19 protein-coding genes and 1 tRNA gene are annotated in these 16,225 nt (G+C 41.0%); 2 read left to right on the top strand and 18 right to left on the bottom strand.

The features are described 5' to 3' along the window. Positions 1 to 90: 90 nt before the first annotated feature. The 4 genes from metA to ACZ47Z_RS06890 all read right to left on the bottom strand — a co-directional run bounded on the left by metA (position 91) and on the right by ACZ47Z_RS06890 (position 3,517). Positions 91 to 1,011, bottom strand: a complete 921-nt coding sequence (gene metA / locus ACZ47Z_RS06905; RefSeq protein ID WP_117824940.1) for a homoserine O-acetyltransferase MetA — start codon at positions 1,009 to 1,011, stop codon at positions 91 to 93. Beyond that, entirely contained in the window at positions 989 to 2,392 is a 1,404-nt protein-coding gene (locus tag ACZ47Z_RS06900) for an AI-2E family transporter (RefSeq protein ID WP_055156173.1), read from the bottom strand. Before ACZ47Z_RS06900 ends, metA begins: the two co-directional genes overlap by 23 nt. Before the next feature lie 151 nt (positions 2,393 to 2,543). Beyond that, complete coding sequence (locus ACZ47Z_RS06895; RefSeq protein ID WP_015529016.1) at positions 2,544 to 2,873, bottom strand: DUF1540 domain-containing protein; 330 nt, start codon at positions 2,871 to 2,873, stop codon at positions 2,544 to 2,546. 128 nt (positions 2,874 to 3,001) lie between these two features. Next, positions 3,002 to 3,517: an SEC-C metal-binding domain-containing protein gene (locus ACZ47Z_RS06890; protein WP_015529015.1), complete on the bottom strand. Its 516-nt coding sequence runs from the start codon at positions 3,515 to 3,517 to the stop codon at positions 3,002 to 3,004. A gap of 134 nt (positions 3,518 to 3,651) precedes the next feature. Between ACZ47Z_RS06890 and ACZ47Z_RS06885 the strand changes: the two genes are divergently transcribed. Further along, a complete protein-coding gene (locus tag ACZ47Z_RS06885) occupies positions 3,652 to 3,873 on the top strand; it encodes a hypothetical protein (RefSeq protein WP_020436987.1) in 222 nt (73 codons plus the stop codon). On the opposite strand, the gene ACZ47Z_RS06880 is transcribed toward ACZ47Z_RS06885, so the two are convergent. Together ACZ47Z_RS06880 and ACZ47Z_RS06875 are read right to left on the bottom strand one after the other, a co-directional pair. Further along, positions 3,864 to 4,019, bottom strand: coding sequence for a hypothetical protein (locus ACZ47Z_RS06880; RefSeq protein ID WP_020436986.1), 156 nt, complete (start codon positions 4,017 to 4,019; stop codon positions 3,864 to 3,866). The genes ACZ47Z_RS06885 and ACZ47Z_RS06880 overlap by 10 nt on opposite strands. Positions 4,020 to 4,244: 225 nt before the next feature. After that, positions 4,245 to 5,525, bottom strand: coding sequence for an adenylosuccinate synthase (locus tag ACZ47Z_RS06875; protein ID WP_117891159.1), 1,281 nt, complete (start codon positions 5,523 to 5,525; stop codon positions 4,245 to 4,247). 253 nt (positions 5,526 to 5,778) lie between these two features. Between ACZ47Z_RS06875 and ACZ47Z_RS06870 the strand changes: the two genes are divergently transcribed. Next, positions 5,779 to 6,111, top strand: a complete 333-nt coding sequence (locus ACZ47Z_RS06870; RefSeq protein ID WP_054751107.1) for a hypothetical protein — start codon at positions 5,779 to 5,781, stop codon at positions 6,109 to 6,111. Between the two features lie 93 nt (positions 6,112 to 6,204). On the opposite strand, the gene pdxR is transcribed toward ACZ47Z_RS06870, so the two are convergent. From pdxR to epsC, 12 genes are all read right to left on the bottom strand, one after another. Further along, positions 6,205 to 7,608 (bottom strand): MocR-like pyridoxine biosynthesis transcription factor PdxR, encoded by a 1,404-nt coding sequence (pdxR, locus tag ACZ47Z_RS06865; RefSeq protein ID WP_464526002.1) that lies wholly within the window; start codon positions 7,606 to 7,608, stop codon positions 6,205 to 6,207. A gap of 83 nt (positions 7,609 to 7,691) precedes the next feature. After that, positions 7,692 to 9,362 (bottom strand): glutamine--tRNA ligase/YqeY domain fusion protein, encoded by a 1,671-nt coding sequence (locus tag ACZ47Z_RS06860; RefSeq protein ID WP_117824945.1) that lies wholly within the window; start codon positions 9,360 to 9,362, stop codon positions 7,692 to 7,694. A 135-nt stretch (positions 9,363 to 9,497) separates the two neighbouring features. Next, positions 9,498 to 10,190: an NUDIX domain-containing protein gene (locus ACZ47Z_RS06855; protein WP_464526001.1), complete on the bottom strand. Its 693-nt coding sequence runs from the start codon at positions 10,188 to 10,190 to the stop codon at positions 9,498 to 9,500. A gap of 24 nt (positions 10,191 to 10,214) precedes the next feature. Continuing rightward, the gene (locus ACZ47Z_RS06850) at positions 10,215 to 10,571 is read right to left on the bottom strand and encodes a hypothetical protein (protein WP_117539631.1); all 357 of its coding nucleotides are present in this window, start codon (positions 10,569 to 10,571) and stop codon (positions 10,215 to 10,217) included. 225 nt (positions 10,572 to 10,796) lie between these two features. Then, positions 10,797 to 10,869 (bottom strand) — tRNA-Thr (locus ACZ47Z_RS06845). 59 nt (positions 10,870 to 10,928) lie between these two features. Continuing rightward, positions 10,929 to 11,375: a D-aminoacyl-tRNA deacylase gene (gene dtd, locus ACZ47Z_RS06840; protein WP_015528964.1), complete on the bottom strand. Its 447-nt coding sequence runs from the start codon at positions 11,373 to 11,375 to the stop codon at positions 10,929 to 10,931. A gap of 4 nt (positions 11,376 to 11,379) precedes the next feature. Further along, the gene (locus ACZ47Z_RS06835; protein ID WP_464526000.1) at positions 11,380 to 12,222 is read right to left on the bottom strand and encodes a lysostaphin resistance A-like protein; all 843 of its coding nucleotides are present in this window, start codon (positions 12,220 to 12,222) and stop codon (positions 11,380 to 11,382) included. A gap of 13 nt (positions 12,223 to 12,235) precedes the next feature. Beyond that, positions 12,236 to 12,847: a sigma-70 family RNA polymerase sigma factor gene (locus ACZ47Z_RS06830; protein WP_117891165.1), complete on the bottom strand. Its 612-nt coding sequence runs from the start codon at positions 12,845 to 12,847 to the stop codon at positions 12,236 to 12,238. Between the two features lie 45 nt (positions 12,848 to 12,892). Further along, a complete protein-coding gene (rlmB, locus tag ACZ47Z_RS06825) occupies positions 12,893 to 13,657 on the bottom strand; it encodes a 23S rRNA (guanosine(2251)-2'-O)-methyltransferase RlmB (protein ID WP_015528961.1) in 765 nt (254 codons plus the stop codon). Then, positions 13,644 to 14,120 carry a Mini-ribonuclease 3 gene (locus ACZ47Z_RS06820; RefSeq protein ID WP_015528960.1) on the bottom strand — a complete coding sequence of 159 codons (477 nt, stop codon included), beginning with the start codon at positions 14,118 to 14,120 and terminating at the stop codon, positions 13,644 to 13,646. The genes rlmB and ACZ47Z_RS06820 overlap by 14 nt, the downstream gene beginning before the upstream one ends. Next, entirely contained in the window at positions 14,105 to 15,511 is a 1,407-nt protein-coding gene (gene cysS / locus ACZ47Z_RS06815; RefSeq protein WP_015528959.1) for a cysteine--tRNA ligase, read from the bottom strand. Before cysS ends, ACZ47Z_RS06820 begins: the two co-directional genes overlap by 16 nt. Beyond that, a complete protein-coding gene (epsC, locus tag ACZ47Z_RS06810) occupies positions 15,498 to 16,193 on the bottom strand; it encodes a serine O-acetyltransferase EpsC (protein ID WP_015528958.1) in 696 nt (231 codons plus the stop codon). Before epsC ends, cysS begins: the two co-directional genes overlap by 14 nt. Between the last annotated feature and the right edge of the window lie 32 nt (positions 16,194 to 16,225).

Here is a 16,225-nt window from a genome sequence, read left to right as displayed (position 1 = left end):
TAGAAAAAGCACTTTCGGAAGAACAGTATCTTCCGAAGGTGCTTTTTTGTTTTTTCTTATCGTTATACTAAAACTCTCTAATCCAAACCTTTAGAACGGCGTTCCATACAGATCATACGGTGTTACCTGATATACGTAATAATTCAACCAGTTCGTATACAGGTTATTGCAATGTGCTCTCCAGCTCAGCATTGGTTTCTTCTCTGGATCATCATTCGGATAATAATTCTCCGGAATCTGTGGATTCAATCCTTTCCCCAGATCTCTCTTATACTCGGAATCCAGTGTCATTCTATCGTACTCCGGATGTCCCATTACAAAGATCTGACGTCCATCCTGCGCCATGCAAAGATAAACTCCTGCTTCTTCCGAATCTGCAAGAATTGTAATTCTGTCATCTTTTTCCAATAGATCTTGCGGAACTTCTGTATGTCTTGAATGCGGTGCCAGAAACTTATCATCAAATCCTCTGACAATCGGAATCTTTCTGTTCCTTACGTGGTGCCAGAACAAACCTGAACGTTTTTCCGGAAGTTGTACCTTATCAATTCCATAATGATAATAAATACCAGCCTGTGCTCCCCAGCAAAGATGAAGTGTAGACACAACATTTGTCTTTGTCCACTCCATAATACGTTTCAGTTCTTCCCAATAATCTACATCTTCAAACGGCATCTGTTCTACAGGTGCGCCCGTGATAATAAATCCGTCAAACTTTTTATCCTTGATATCATCAAACGCTTCATAGAACTTATAAATGTGACTTGTTGATGTATTCTTTGATACATGACTTGTCACTCTTACGAAAGTAACATCCACCTGCAGCGGAGAGTTTGAAAGCGCTCTCAGAATCTGAAGTTCTGTATCTTCCTTAAGTGGCATCAGATTCAGAAGTCCGATACTGATCGGACGGATATCCTGATGTGCCGCACGCATCTCATCCATCACGAAGATATTCTCTTGTTCCAATATTTCCTTTACCGGCAAATCATTTTGTACTCGAATCGGCATTGTCCTTATCTCCCTTTTCTTCTTGTATTTCTTTTATCTCTTCCTGTTTTTCTTTCTGTATATAAATTCCTTCGGAATCTACATATCCGTTCTTTCCATAGCACTCTGTATCTGTTGGAAGTTCTTTTTTCTTCAGGATAGAATTAACCAGCATATTTACAATATAATAAATCACCGCAAATGTCGGTACACCAAAAAGCATTCCCGGAATACCAAATAATCCCCCTGCGATCAGGATTGAGAAAACAACCCAGAACGAGGAAAGTCCTGTCGAATTTCCTAAAATCTTTGGTCCCAGCACATTTCCATCAAACTGCTGCAATGCAATAACAAAAATGATAAAATAGAGTCCTTTCAATGGATCTGCAAGCAGAATCAGAATTGCACTCGGAATTGCTCCGATATACGGTCCAAAGAATGGAATTACATTTGTCACTCCTACGATCACGCTGACCAGCATTGTATATGGCATATTCAGAATTGATAATCCTATAAAACAGATTACTCCGATAATCAGAGAATCAATAATCTTTCCGATAATAAATCCACCGAAGATCTCATTACTTTTTCCTCCAATCTGAAGAATCATGTTGGCCTGTCCCGGACGAAATACCGCGTAGATCAGCTTCTTTGTCTGTTTCTGGAACTTCTCTTTGCTAAACAAAACATAAATAGAGACAATGATTCCAATAATAAAATTAAAGACTTCACGAACCATCTGAATCATTCCCACAGTAAGCTGTGTCATCCACAGATTCACTTTCTCCATCAAATCTGTCTTCATCCAGTTCTGAACAAAATCACTTGCTTCTTCAACTATGCTCGCCAACATCTTTCCAACTGTTGAATCAGAAGAATGCATCTTACTGAATTCATGGATAAACCGGTTCATCTGACTCGGCACAGTGAAAATCATGTCGCGGATACTTCCATATAACTCCGGAATCATCATATTGAGAAGTGTAGTAATCAATGCCAACATTAAGATGACAGATACGAAGATTCCAACTCCTCTTGATATCTGTTTTTTCTTCTTTAATTTGGGACAATGTTTCTCCAAAAGCGGAATCATCCGACGGTCTATCCACTTCACAATCGGATTCAGCAAATATGCAATTGCCAGTCCATAAATAATAGGTTTTGCCACTGTTAAAAACTGCTTAAATACAGATGAAATCTGTCCCAATCTCAAAAGTGCAAAATAAAATAAGATACATGTCGCAACTACGAAGAACAACGTCATACTTTTTATGGCCTGTTCTTTGAAGCTATACCTTCTTTTTTCATGCTCTTCCCACGAATTGTGCCTATAACTTTGATCTGTATGAGTCTTTGACGCCTCTTTCGCTGTCGTATGCTCATCCTGTCGATATTCACTCATGTACGATCATTTCCTTTCTTCTGTTAAATATACATATTACGATTATAACGCGGTTGCAATAATAGAGTCAACAGTAGAAAAAAGAGATTCAGAAGATCCTCTCTTCCAAATCTCTTTCTATTTATCACGATTTTATACTTTTATCTGATACTCAATTACAGCAACAATCAAATGTTGCACATTCTGTCCCACTGCTGTGGCAGGCGTCACCGCCTTCTACACTGATTTTCCCTGCGTGACATTTGCACTCTTCATTATATCTGCAATCTTTCGCCTGGCAGTCAACGTCTGAGCAATCTGAAACAGACTTCATCGAATCCGTCTTATTGCTATAACTTCCCTCTCTTCTTTCTTCAAAGCTATCGCAACAGGTCTCCTTCGCATTCTTCGCACTGTTTCCTCCCACCTGGATCTTATCCAGTTCGCAAAGATACTGATAATTGTGTACACATGTCTGTACGGTACAGCTTAATTCTGGCATACTGATTTCCTCCTCTTAATCTTATTAGAACAATATCAGTATGTCCCTTTCTTTTAAATATATACACTTATATCCAAAAACACAAAACGGTATGTATCTCTCAATACATACCGCCAGTAATCTGATTCTTATGCGTTCTTTCCACAGCAGAATTTATATTTCTTTCCACTTCCGCACGGACATGGATCATTTCTTCCGATCTTTTTCGCTTTGCGAACTGTACCAGACTGTTTCTGCTCACGATACAGACGTTTCTTTGTCTCTGCATCAAAGATCTTATCCCACTGTGGGAGTCCATACAACCAGTCAGCTTTTGCATCGATCATGTTCTTGTAAAGAAGTTCTTTATCAAATGCAAGACTTACAACTGTATCTTCTTCCATTGTCTCGATCGGGTTTGCTGTCTTCAGACTGTCATTGATTCCATCAAGGAATCCGACCATTGTCATGACATCCTGTCCATATTTCTCAGCAAGCTCTTTCACTGTTCCCTTCACTTCTTCATCCGGGTTCTCGAGCAGCTGCTCGTAAATCTCTCTTTCGATTGTAAAGTATGTTCCCCAGAACTTCTCCAGCTGATCTTTCGGAAGATTACGGTCATAGGCCATATCACGCCACTGGTCTAATAAACATTTCTCACTCATTGTATATTGCTCCTTTATCTTTAAACTTCGAATTCAATCGCCCTTTTATTATATAACAAATTTTATTTGCCGTAAACAATTATTTGATATATACTGTTACTATTACTATATTGGCGTATGAAAGGACTGGTCACATGAAAAAACTGAAACGTATTTCTGCACTGTTAGGGGTTTTTATTCTTATCGCAATGTATTTGTGCACACTGATTTTTGCACTGATTGATTCACCTGTTGCTTCTGATCTTCTCAAAGCATCTATCGCTGCAACCATTTTCGTTCCTGTTATTCTCTATGGATTGTTGCTGGTCACACGACTGTTGAAAGATGATTCAAAAGACAATTCTGATCATAAATAAAATACTGCAGTCAGTAATGCACTGACAGAATCTACTCCCCGGGCGACATGCGAAGCTGTTTCCCGGGTTTTTACTGCCTGTCTCCTCTTCAGATATTCTTCCATGGATAAATTTTCTCTGTCTTTTTCATTGCTGTTCTGTTCCATCGAATTCCTCCTTCTTTTTTCTCAGCTATATATTATATGAGGAACTTTCTGATTTATTACTATCTTTTTGTTTTCCGTGCAGATTCCACGCGGAGCAACAACTACATTGTACGCCGCAGTGCGCATCCCTAGCGGAGCGTTTTTATATATTAGGAAAGAACTTTCCTAATATATAAAAAATACAGGACGGTAAGCTTTCACTTCCTGTCCTGTATTTCTGTTTCATTATTTATTACGATAAATAATATCGTCTCTTCCTGGTCCGTTACTGATCATTGTGATCGGATACTCGATCTCTTTCTCAATGAATTCAATGTATTTACGGCAGTTTTCCGGAAGATCTTCGTAGTTCTTGATTCCACGAATGTCTTCTTTCCATCCCGGAAGAACTTTGTAAACCGGTTTTGCCTTCTCAAGAAGATGTGTTACCGGGAATTCTTTAGTAACTTCTCCATTGATCTCATAACCAACACACACCGGAATCTCATCCAGATATCCAAGTACATCGAGTACTGTAAATGCTACATCTGTTGTTCCCTGCATTCTGCAGCCATATTTGGATGCAACACAGTCAAACCATCCCATTCTTCTTGGACGTCCTGTTGTAGCGCCGAACTCTCCGCCGTCACCACCACGTCTTCTAAGCTCGTCTGCTTCCTCCCCAAAGATCTCGCTTACGAAAGCTCCGGCTCCTACTGCACTTGAGTATGCTTTACATACTGTAACGATCTGCTTGATCTCGTATGGTGGGATTCCTGCTCCGACCGCACCGTATCCTGCAAGTGTTGAGGAAGATGTAACCATTGGATAAATTCCGTGATCCGGATCTTTCATGGATCCTAACTGTCCTTCAAGAAGAACTGTCTTTCCTTCTTTGATTGCCTCGTGAAGATAAAGAGATACATTAGCTACAAACGGCTCTACCATTTTCTTATATTCCATCAGTTCGTTATATAACTCATCAGGATTAATCAGTGGTTTGTGGTATAAATGCTCAAGCAGTACATTCTTCTGCTCTGCCACGCGCACAACCTTCTCCTTCAAAAGTTCATCATCAAACAGCTCACTAACCTGAAAACCGATCTTTGCATACTTATCTGAATAGAACGGAGCAATTCCTGACTTTGTGGAACCGAAAGATTTTCCTCCGAGTCTCTCTTCTTCATATGCGTCAAAATTCTTGTGATAAGACATTACCATCTGTGCTCTGTCGGATACAAGAATCTTCGGCATCGGAACGCCTTTTTCTACTATAGACTGTACCTCTGCGAAAAGACGCGGCACATCCAGTGCGACACCATTACCAATGATGCTGGTCGTATGTCCATAGAACACACCTGATGGCAGTGTATGCAGCGCAAATTTTCCGTAATCATTCACAATTGTATGGCCTGCATTCGCACCACCCTGAAAACGAACGATGATATCTGCCTCTCTGGCGAGCATGTCTGTGATCTTACCTTTTCCTTCATCGCCCCAGTTTGCACCAACTACTGCTTTTACCATTTCAAACCCTCCTGCGTATGTTTGCTTGTAAATAATATTAATCAGCGGTACTTATAACCATTACCGCCTTAAGAATTATACTATACTTTTGCAGGGTTGTAAAACGTTATTTCGCATTTTTTTATTTAAATGTCAGAAATATTGTATTTCTGCGATAAAAGTATTACAATGGAAAGTAAATCAGGCGGTTTTCCCCTGAGAGCAAACTGTTTATCAGTATGAAATTTAGTTTAATAGAAGGGAGACTATAGAATTGAAAAAATTAATCAAATGGATAGTTGGACTTGGCACTGTTGGTACTGCAATCGGACTTCTTGCTGTTCGTCTGATCAAAAAATCAAAGAGTACATCCTCTGATATAAAAGCAGATAGCACCGATAGTAATAAAGAAGAAACGGATTCCGATACATTTGATCTGGATCAGGATCTTGAACCAACACAGGAAAGATCTTATGTATCTTTGCAGGCAGCCCGACCAGATGATTTAACTGAAAAATCTGATGTTGACAGCGCTGACTCTTCTGAAGCAGAAACACAACCAGCAGTTTCTGATGAATCAGATGATACGATTGCTGAAAACGAATAATAAAAAAGAAAGCGGATGGTTCAATCTTACACTTAATAAAATTGAACGATCCGCTTCTCTTTTTTATTAAAATACAGCCTGTTTTTCTATCATCTATTTCCATGCCTTACAGAGTAGTTGAACTGCTGCACGGATTCTCTCCTCATTCATGTTTGCATAACCTAACAGAATCACCGCTTTTCCTGTACTGTCTTCATTATCTTTTACACAATACTCTGATAAGCCATAAACTCTGACACTTTGTTTCGCTGCTTTTTCAATCAAATCCTTTTCGGAATCATCCGTTTTAAAATGCAACAACAGGTGAACACCTGCATTTTCTCCGGAAATTTCCAGAATCTCTTTCATCTTCCGAAGGCTGCTGATCAGAACATCATGCCTGTTCTTATATAATGCGCGTGTTTTATTCAGATGTCGCTCATAATAGCCTTCTTCCATAAATTTCTGAAGAATCATCTGATCCACCTTGGAGACAGTAGAACTGATGAATCTGCATTTTTCCTGATAAATTTTCAAAATATGTTCCGGAAGCACCATATAGCTCATTCGAATAGACGGTGCCAGTGATTTAGAAAAGGTACCTGTATAAATCACTTTCCCATTGCTATCACTTCCCTGCAGTGCCGGAATCGGCTTTCCTTTATATCGAAATTCACTATCGTAATCATCTTCAATAATATATCTGCCTTCTGCCCCATCTGCCCATTTCAAAAGTTCCATTCTTCTTTGTATCGGCATAACACATCCAAGTGGATACTGATGAGACGGCATGACAAATGCAATATCCGCCCCTGATTTCTCTAATTCATCAATCCGCATCCCGCTTTGATCCATATCAACAGTACAGACTTTATAGCTTAATCGTTCAAACAAACGATAGGCCTGTCCATAGGTTGGGTTTTCCAGCGCAACTTTATGACAATTTCCAATCACTGTCGTTAAAAGCATAAGCAAATAATCACTTCCTGCTCCAATAATGATCTGATCCGGATGACAGTGTATTCCTCTTGCCTGATGCAAATAACTGCTGATTACATTCCGAAGCCCATATTCCCCTTGAGGATTCCCCAATCGGAACATCTCTGCCTTATCATCTATCAGGCATTCTTTGGATAATTTTCTCCAGACATTATACGGAAAACTGTTGAGATCCACACCGTTCGGAGTGAAATCATACGCGTATTCTGTCACTCCTGAAGAAATCGGTTCAACTTTGATCTCCGGTCTCTTCTGAAGCTGATATATGCCTTCGATCTTTGCGACAAAATATCCTTTGCATGGGATTGCCTCCACATACCCTTCCGACAGGAGCTGTTCATATGCAAGTTCTACTGTACTCCTGCTCACTACCAGATGCTTACTCAATGCTCTTGTAGATGGAAGCCGCTCTCCACTCTGTATTACGTTATTCTGAATCTCTTCCTTGATAAATTCATAAATCTGTTCATACAGCGGAGTTTTTGATTTTGGATTCAAACTCATTGTCAATTCATACATTCTTGTTCTCCCTCTGCATCACACCTATAACTATGAAAAACTGCCGTGAACAATTTCTCATTGTGATCACGGCAGTCCGTTTTTTATTTCTTCGGCAGTTTGAAAGAACTCTTCAGAGAAACAATACGGTTAAATACCAGATTCTCCGGTGTAGAATCCTTTGCATCGATACAGAAAAATCCGTTTCTTACAAACTGGAAGCTATCATAAGCTTTCGCATCTGCAAAGCTTGGCTCCACATAAGCATCTTTGATAATCTTCAGAGAATTTGGATTCAGGTTCAGAGAACCATCCTCTTTATTGTATACACCCTTCTCTTCATCTACAAGGTTCTCATACAGTCTTACTTCTGCTTTCTGTGCATATGGTGCCGGAACCCAATGAATTGTTCCTTTCACCTTACGTCCTGTAAATCCACTTCCAGCCTTTGTCTCAGGATCATAAGTACAGTGAACTTCTGTCACGTTACCATTCTCATCCTTTACAAAGCTTTCACATTTCACAAAATATGCGTGCATCAGACGAACTTCATTCCCTGGGAACAAGCGGAAATATTTCTTTGGCGGTTCTTCCATGAAGTCGTCTCTCTCGATGTAAAGTTCACGACAGAACGGAACTTTACGCTGTCCGAGTTCTTCGTTCTCCAGATTATTCGCAACATCCAGATATTCAACTTCTCCTTCCGGATAGTTATCAATCACAAGCTTGATCGGATCAAGTACAGCCATCATACGGGAACGCTTCATCTTCAGATCTTCACGGATACAGTACTCAAGCATCGCATAATCAACAGAGCTCTGGCTCTTTGAAATACCACACATATCAATAAACATCTTGATTGACTCCGGTGTAAATCCTCTTCTTCTGAGCGCTGCAATAGAAACCAGTCTTGGATCATCCCAGCCATCAACAATCTTATCTTCTACGAGCTTCTTAATATAACGCTTTCCTGTTACAACATTCGTAAGATACAGTTTTGCGAACTCAATCTGACGCGGTGGGTTCTCGAATTCACATTCTTTTACAACCCAGTCATAAAGAGGTCTGTGATCTTCAAACTCAAGTGTACAGATGGAATGTGTGATTCCCTCGATTGCATCCTCGATCGGATGAGCGAAATCATACATCGGATAAATACACCACTTATCCCCTGTATTGTGATGTGTCATGCGGGCAACACGATAAATGATCGGGTCACGCATATTGATATTCGGTGATGCCATATCAATTTTTGCACGAAGCACTTTCTCTCCGTCTGCATACTTTCCGGCACGCATATTCTCAAAAAGCTCAAGGTTCTCCTCTACAGAACGATTTCTATATGGACTTTCTTTTCCTGGTTCTGTAAGTGTTCCTCTATATTCACGCATCTGTTCTGCTGTAAGATCACAGACGAATGCTTTTCCTTTCTTGATCAGCTTCACAGCGCACTCATACATCTGATCAAAATAATCGGATGCAAAATAAAGATGATCCTTCCAGTCAGCGCCCAGCCACTTAATATCCTCTTTGATAGACTCAACAAATTCTGTCTTCTCCTTTGTCGGGTTCGTATCATCAAATCTCATATGGAATTCACCATTATACTTCTCTGCCAGTCCATAGTTCAAAAGGATAGACTTCGCATGACCAATATGAAGGTATCCATTCGGCTCCGGTGGGAAACGGGTGCATACATGATCGTAAACTCCTTCTGCCAGATCCTTATCTATCTCCTGTTCAATAAAATTCTTTGAAACTGTTTCGTTCTCCATATCTTCCTCCTACTAACCATAAGTACCATCCGGATGATCTGTCACATTCCTTCGGAAGTGTGATTTATCCTACAGGTTTTCATGCTCAATATCTTATCACATAAAAAGGACAACCACAAGAGATTCTTTTTCCGCTTACAATCTGCCTTTTAATAATTCATAAGCCTGTGCCAGAATCGCTGCATGATCCACTGCAATTCCTCCACCTTCTTTTACAACATAGTATTTTTCTCTGACCAATCCTGTCCGCTCCTTTTTCAGGATAACCGCATTTCTCTTCTGATTCTGATTTTGAATTGTCAGATGATATTCCGTCTTTTCCCATCCATCTTCTTCATATACTGTCTCCGGTTCCATCTCTATCTCAAACCACGCCGCATCTGCCGCATCATCTCCGGCCTCCACACTTACATCCGACTCCTTTACAATAGAAAGATACGCACTTGTAATGATCCTCGCTCTCGGATCTCTCTGATAATCTCCATAACAGGCAAACTGTTCCACCGGAAGTCCGCTGACTCCGGTCTCTTCCTGCAGTTCCCGTCTTGCTGTATCCTCCAGATTCTCCCGCAAATTTACAAATCCTCCCGGAAGAGCCCAACACCCAATACTGGGATGATTTCCTCTCTTAACCAAAAGCACCTTTAATCGTCCCTCTTTCAGTGCCTGTTCATCTTTATAAGAGAAAACAACTGTGTCTGTTGTACAACACGGATTTTTATATCGATATGGATCATATTCTTCCAGAAATTCTTCCAGTGTCTGTCCTTTCCCATTCCGTTCTCCTGTCCCATAAAATGGTGTGATGTCTTCTAAAAACGATGCCATATCCGTTCCTCCTTTTCACTTCTTTCAAAACACTCCCAACATACTCATCGGTTCAAAAAAACGACCGATTTCTGTCAAAAGATTCGCAAAATAAACACAAGTTCCTGCTTCTGCCTCTGGATGTGATTCTTGAAAATCATAACACTGTACTCCCACAAGCGGTGCATGTGCTTTCTCCCAATCCCGTTCCAAAATCTCATGAATCTGTTCTTCATCCTCTTCGCCAACCTGAAGAAAAATCTCAATGTTCTGCCTCATCGCATCAAAAAAATGATAAAATTCCGGCAGATATTCTTCCATCTCCCATACAAACTCTGTAAACGTCTGTAACGCATCTTTCAGTTCTTTTAATTCACTTGTTTCATAATTCTTTTCGCTCATACGGCTTCCCCTTCTGCAGAACCCGTCACCTTGAACCACCACTTCAATTAACTTCAGTATAACATATTTTATGACAAGTGAAAGAATCTTCAACAAGGAATTGCTTTTTTCTTTCAAGCCTGTAAGTCCATAGGAAAGTCTGTAAAATTCCTACGGATTGGAATTTTCACAAAAGAAAAACCCCGAAAACACCGCACTTACGGGCGTTTCCGGGGAAAGATTCAAAGCTGTCTAGGGGACTTGAACCCCCGACCTCCGCCTTACCAAGGCGACGCGCTACCGACTGCGCCAAGACAGCTTATTGCGTTCCAGCAGAACGCAAAATTAAATATACACTACTTGAGTTTGATTGTCAAGTTAAAGCTGATCTGAATCCAGCAAAATGGTAAATGGCCCGTCATTGAGCAGCTGAACCTTCATATCAGCTCCAAACTCTCCGGTCTGTACTTCATCCACTGATTCCCTGCATTTTTCAATGATATATTCATACATCTCATTCGCCATATCCGGTTTTCCTGCTTCAATAAAGCTTGGTCTGTTTCCTCTCTTACAGTTTGCATATAACGTAAACTGTGAAACCAGAAGAAGACCTCCGTCCACATCAGCAAGCGAAAGGTTTGTTTTTCCCTGTTCATCTTCAAAAATACGAAGTCCGATCATTTTTCGTATCATTTTGTCTGCAATCTCTTTTGTGTCTGTATCTGCTACTCCAATCAAAACAAGATACCCTTTTCCAATCTTTCCGGATATCTCACCATCAATCGTAACAGATGCCTCTGTTACTCTTTGTATTACAAATCTCATCTTTTCAAACCTCTGTTTTTTTATTATTTGTTGTCAGACAAATCAACGTCACAGCACTCACTGTCATCGGAATACTGATCAGGATAATCATTCCCATTACTATTGCCGGAAGGAATCTGCTCTCAAGATCTACGATCAGCGTTCCCATCAGATTATAGAACATGTGCATCAGCATGGATGCCGCCAGGGTGTTATAGCGCTGCGCCACAAATCCAAGTGCAAACCCCAAAAGTGCCGCATAAATTCCCTGTACGAGATTTTGATGGAACACTCCAAACAGAACCGCCTGTACAACATTCGCCAGGATCCAATGCATTCCGGCACGTTCAAGATATTTCTGGATCAAACCCCGGAAAATCATTTCTTCCACAAGAGGTGGAAGAATCAATGTACTGAAAACCCACATCAGCGAGTATTCTGTCAGGCCGGAATTTTCTATCAGATTCTGATAATTATCCATCGCATCCGGAAGTGACCGTGCTACAATTGCCAGTATAATACTGGTCACGTGTATCATGCCAAAAGTAAACAGCGCGATTAAAACGCATCCGTCCCATCCGACTCTTCTGCATTTGCCTGGGATTGCACGGATTCCTCCTTCACGCAGCTGAAAAGCAAGATAATACCATAAAGCAGGAATAGGCAGAACCATAAGGTACAAAATTGCCGATACCAGATTCAAATGACTCATCAGGAACTCATAAACCACCATTGTTCCATTGTTTCCCATAACCAGAGGCCCGCCAATTGCGGCCAGATAAGAAATGATGTATCCGAATTTGTTAAAGCAGATCATGATCACCAGAAAGACTGCAAGTGCCAAAAAGTAATTGTATTTTTTCTTCATCCGTATTTCTCCTTTACGGCAGAATCTTTTGTGCTTTTGTCTTGATCCTCTGAAGTGCATTGTCCACTGACTTCGGACTCTTTCCAAGTAATTCCGCAATCGTCCGATAATCCGTTCCCATCAAGTGCAGATAAAGAACATGATTTTCTAATGGACTGAGCAATTCTTTGAGCTGCTCCGCAAAAGCTTCTGTATATTCTTTTCCAAAATAGAGAACTTCCGGATCATTCTCCTTCGATGATTCTATCGTGTCAATCAAAGGAAGACTTCTCCCCTCTCCTACCTCTTCACTGTCTTCATATAACGAAACATAAGAATTCAAAGGCAGATGCTTTTTTCGATTTGATGCCTCAATTGCCGAGTACATCTGTCTGGAGACACAAAGTTCTGCAAAACTTGAAAATGATGTTTTCTGCGTTACATCAAAATCCCTCACTGCTTTGATCAGACCGATCATTCCTTCCTGGATCAGATCCTCGTTCTCTCCACCCAACAGATACATTGCACGCGCTTTCTTCCTTACCATGGATTTATATTTCACCATCAGGTAATCCATAATCTCCTGATTTCCATTTTTGTAATCACATAAAAGCTGCTCATCTGTCATTCTGTCATACTTACTCATCCGATTATCACCTGTTATCACTCTTTTTTCGAGCAATACTCATATTTATTTCTGCGAAATCCTCTGTCTTACGATCTCATAAGCAAGAACGCCTGCTGCCACAGATGCATTCAGAGAATTAATCTGACCTTTCATTGGAATTCCTGCAACGAAATCACAGTTTTCTTTCACAAGGCGGCCAACGCCCTCACCTTCATTTCCGATCACAAGACCGATCGGTCCTGTCAGGTTCAGGTCATACATCTGCTCGCCATCCATATCAGCACATACAAACCAGAGTCCTTTTTCCTTGAGTTCTTCCATTGTCTTCACAAGATTCGTCACCTTTGCGACCGGTGTATAATTCAAAGCTCCGGCAGATGTCTTCGCAACTGTCGCTGTCAGACCAACTGCTCTTCTCTTTGGAATAATGACTCCGTGTGCACCTGCAAGGTTCGCTGTACGAATGATCGCGCCAAGATTGTGCGGATCTTCAATATTGTCTAAAAGAATCAGAAACGGAGCTTCGCCTCTCTCTTCTGCCAGCTTAAGCATATCGTCGATCGTAGAATATTCATATGCTGCCGCATGCGCGATCACGCCCTGATGTTTCCCTGTCTCTGAGAGCTGGGAAAGTCTTTCTTTTGTCACAAAATTGATCAGAGATCCGTGTTTTTTCGCTTCACGTACAATTGTTCTTACCGGTCCGTCCTGGCATCCGTCAAGAACATAAATCTTGTCAATCGTACGTCCGGAACGAAATGCTTCCAGTACGGCATTTCTTCCTTCAATTACAAATGTCTCTGTTCCCTGTTCTCTATTTTCCTGCATGTTCTGCTCCTTTTTCCTTTATCTCTTTTTCAATGCTTTCAAGTCCGATACTTACAAGCTCTGTCAGTCGTTCATACTGACCTGTCAGATATAAATGTCCGATCAATGCCTCAAAACCTGTCGCTCTTCTGTAATCTGTAATTGACTGATTCTTTGCCGGAGACACAGATCGTGCATTTCTTCCTCTCCGGTAAACTCCATGTTCTTCCTCATTCAGATGCTCCTGCATGGAACGCATCATAAAGGACTGTGCTGATGCCTGCACATACTGGCTTGTCTCTTCATGGAGACGGTGGACCGGCCTGTTTCCACGGCCGACCACCATCGTCTTAATGATCAGATCATAAACACAGTCTCCCACATAAGCAAGAACCAGTGGGGAACACTGCTTTGCATCAATCTCTTTCATACCGGGAATTGTCCGGATATACTCTTCTAAACCTGCTGTTATGCTCTTTTCCATTGTACTCCTTCTCTTGTATCTTTCAGAACGATACCTTTCGCAAGAAGCTCATCTCTGATCTCATCTGCTCTTGCAAAGTTTTTCTCTTTTCTTGCTGCCTGACGCTCAGCGATCAATGCTTCAATGTCAGAATCAAGAATCTCATCTTCTTTATCAACAATAATTCCAAGTACTTCTGTCAGTCTTACCAGACGGTCAAACAGATTCTCAAGATACTCTTTGGAACTGTCTTCGTCTGTCATCGTATTAATGAATTTTACAAGATCAAATACTGCTGCGATCGCATCTGCTGTATTGAAGTCATCATCCATAGCGCTCTCAAAGTTTCCAACATATTCTGCTGACTTTGCAAACTTCTCTGCTTCTGTCTCTGCCATATCTTCTGTCTTCGCGCTTCCCATAAGGAATTTCAGACGATCAGCTGCTGTAATGATTCTCTCAAGTCCGCTCTTTGCTGCTTCCATCAATTCAGCGCTGAAGTTCAGTGGACTTCTGTAATGTGCGCTTAACATGAAGAAACGAAGTACCTGAAGGTCATACTTCTCACTGATCTCGCGAACTGTGAAGAAATTTCCAAGAGACTTGGACATCTTACGGTTATCAATGTTCAGGAACCCGTTATGCATCCAGTATCTGGAGAACTCTTTTCCGTTCGCTGCTTCACTCTGCGCAATTTCATTTTCATGATGTGGAAAGATCAGGTCTTCCCCACCTGCATGAATATCGATCTGCTCACCAAGATATTTCTTGGACATCTCTGAACACTCAATGTGCCATCCCGGACGTCCCTCACCCCATGGAGAAACCCATGCAGGCTCGCCTTCTTTTTTCGGCTTCCAGAGAACAAAATCCAGAGAATCTTCTTTCTCATCCTCACCGCTTACAAGAAGGGTACGTCCGCCTGACTGAAGATCATCAAGGTTCTTATGGGATAATTTACCATAATCTTTGAACTTTCTTGTACGGTAATATACAGTTCCGTTCTTCTCGTATGCGTAGCCTTTCTCAATCAGTGTCTCAATCATGCTGATCATACCGTCAATCTCTTCTGTTGCAAGCGGATTCTTTGTTGCCGGCTCAATATTCATGCCGTCCATATCTTTCTTGCACTCTGCAATGTAACGCTGTGAGATTTCTTCTGCTGTAACGCCTTCTTCGTTTGCTTTCTTAATGATCTTGTCATCGACATCCGTAAAGTTAGATACATAATTCACATCATAATTCTTGTATTCAAAATATCTGCGGACAGTATCAAACACGATCATTGGTCTTGCATTTCCAATATGGATGTAATTATATACAGTCGGACCGCATACATACATCTTTACTTTTCCTTCCTCTAAAGGAACAAACTCTTCTTTTCTTTTTGACATTGTATTATAAATCTTCATCGTTCTTACTCTCCTTATTTTCTTTCTCCACACATCGCATATATTTTATCATAGATTCCAAACGTTTGTGAAGTTTTATATTCTCTTCCTGCAGTTCTCGAATATCTGTAAGTACCGGGTCCGGTAAATGTACCTGATCCATATCACTTCTTGGGACTTTCTTGTTGTCCATGCGGACGATTCGTCCCGGCACACCGACAACTGTACAGTTCGGTGGAACCTCTTCAAGTACTACAGAACCAGCTCCGATCTTAGAATTTTCTCCGATTGTAAAAGAACCCAGAATCTTTGCGCCGGCGCTCACCATAACATTATCTTTCAACGTTGGATGACGTTTTCCCTGTTCTTTTCCGGTACCGCCAAGCGTAACCCCCTGATACAGTGTTACATTATCTCCGATGATCGTAGTTTCTCCGATGATCACACCTGTTCCATGATCGATAAAAAGTCCCTTTCCAATTGTTGCACCCGGATGGATCTCAATCCCTGTCTTACGCGCTGCTCTCTGAGAAATCCAGCGTGCCCAGAAATAATGCTTTTTCAGGTAAAGCTTATGCGCCACTCTGTAGCTTAAGATTACTTTAAAGCTTGGGTACAAAAATACTTCCATGTTTGATTTGATCGCAGGATCTCGCTCTCGGATCACCTCTATCTCCTGTTTGACATAAGATATCATTCCCATATTTATCGTTCCTTTCTGATTCAAGAATGCAC

The sequence above is a fragment of the Mediterraneibacter faecis genome, assembly GCF_055383675.1.
The sequence above is the reverse complement of the archived record's forward strand: the minus strand, read 5'-3'. Positions and strand labels throughout refer to the sequence as shown.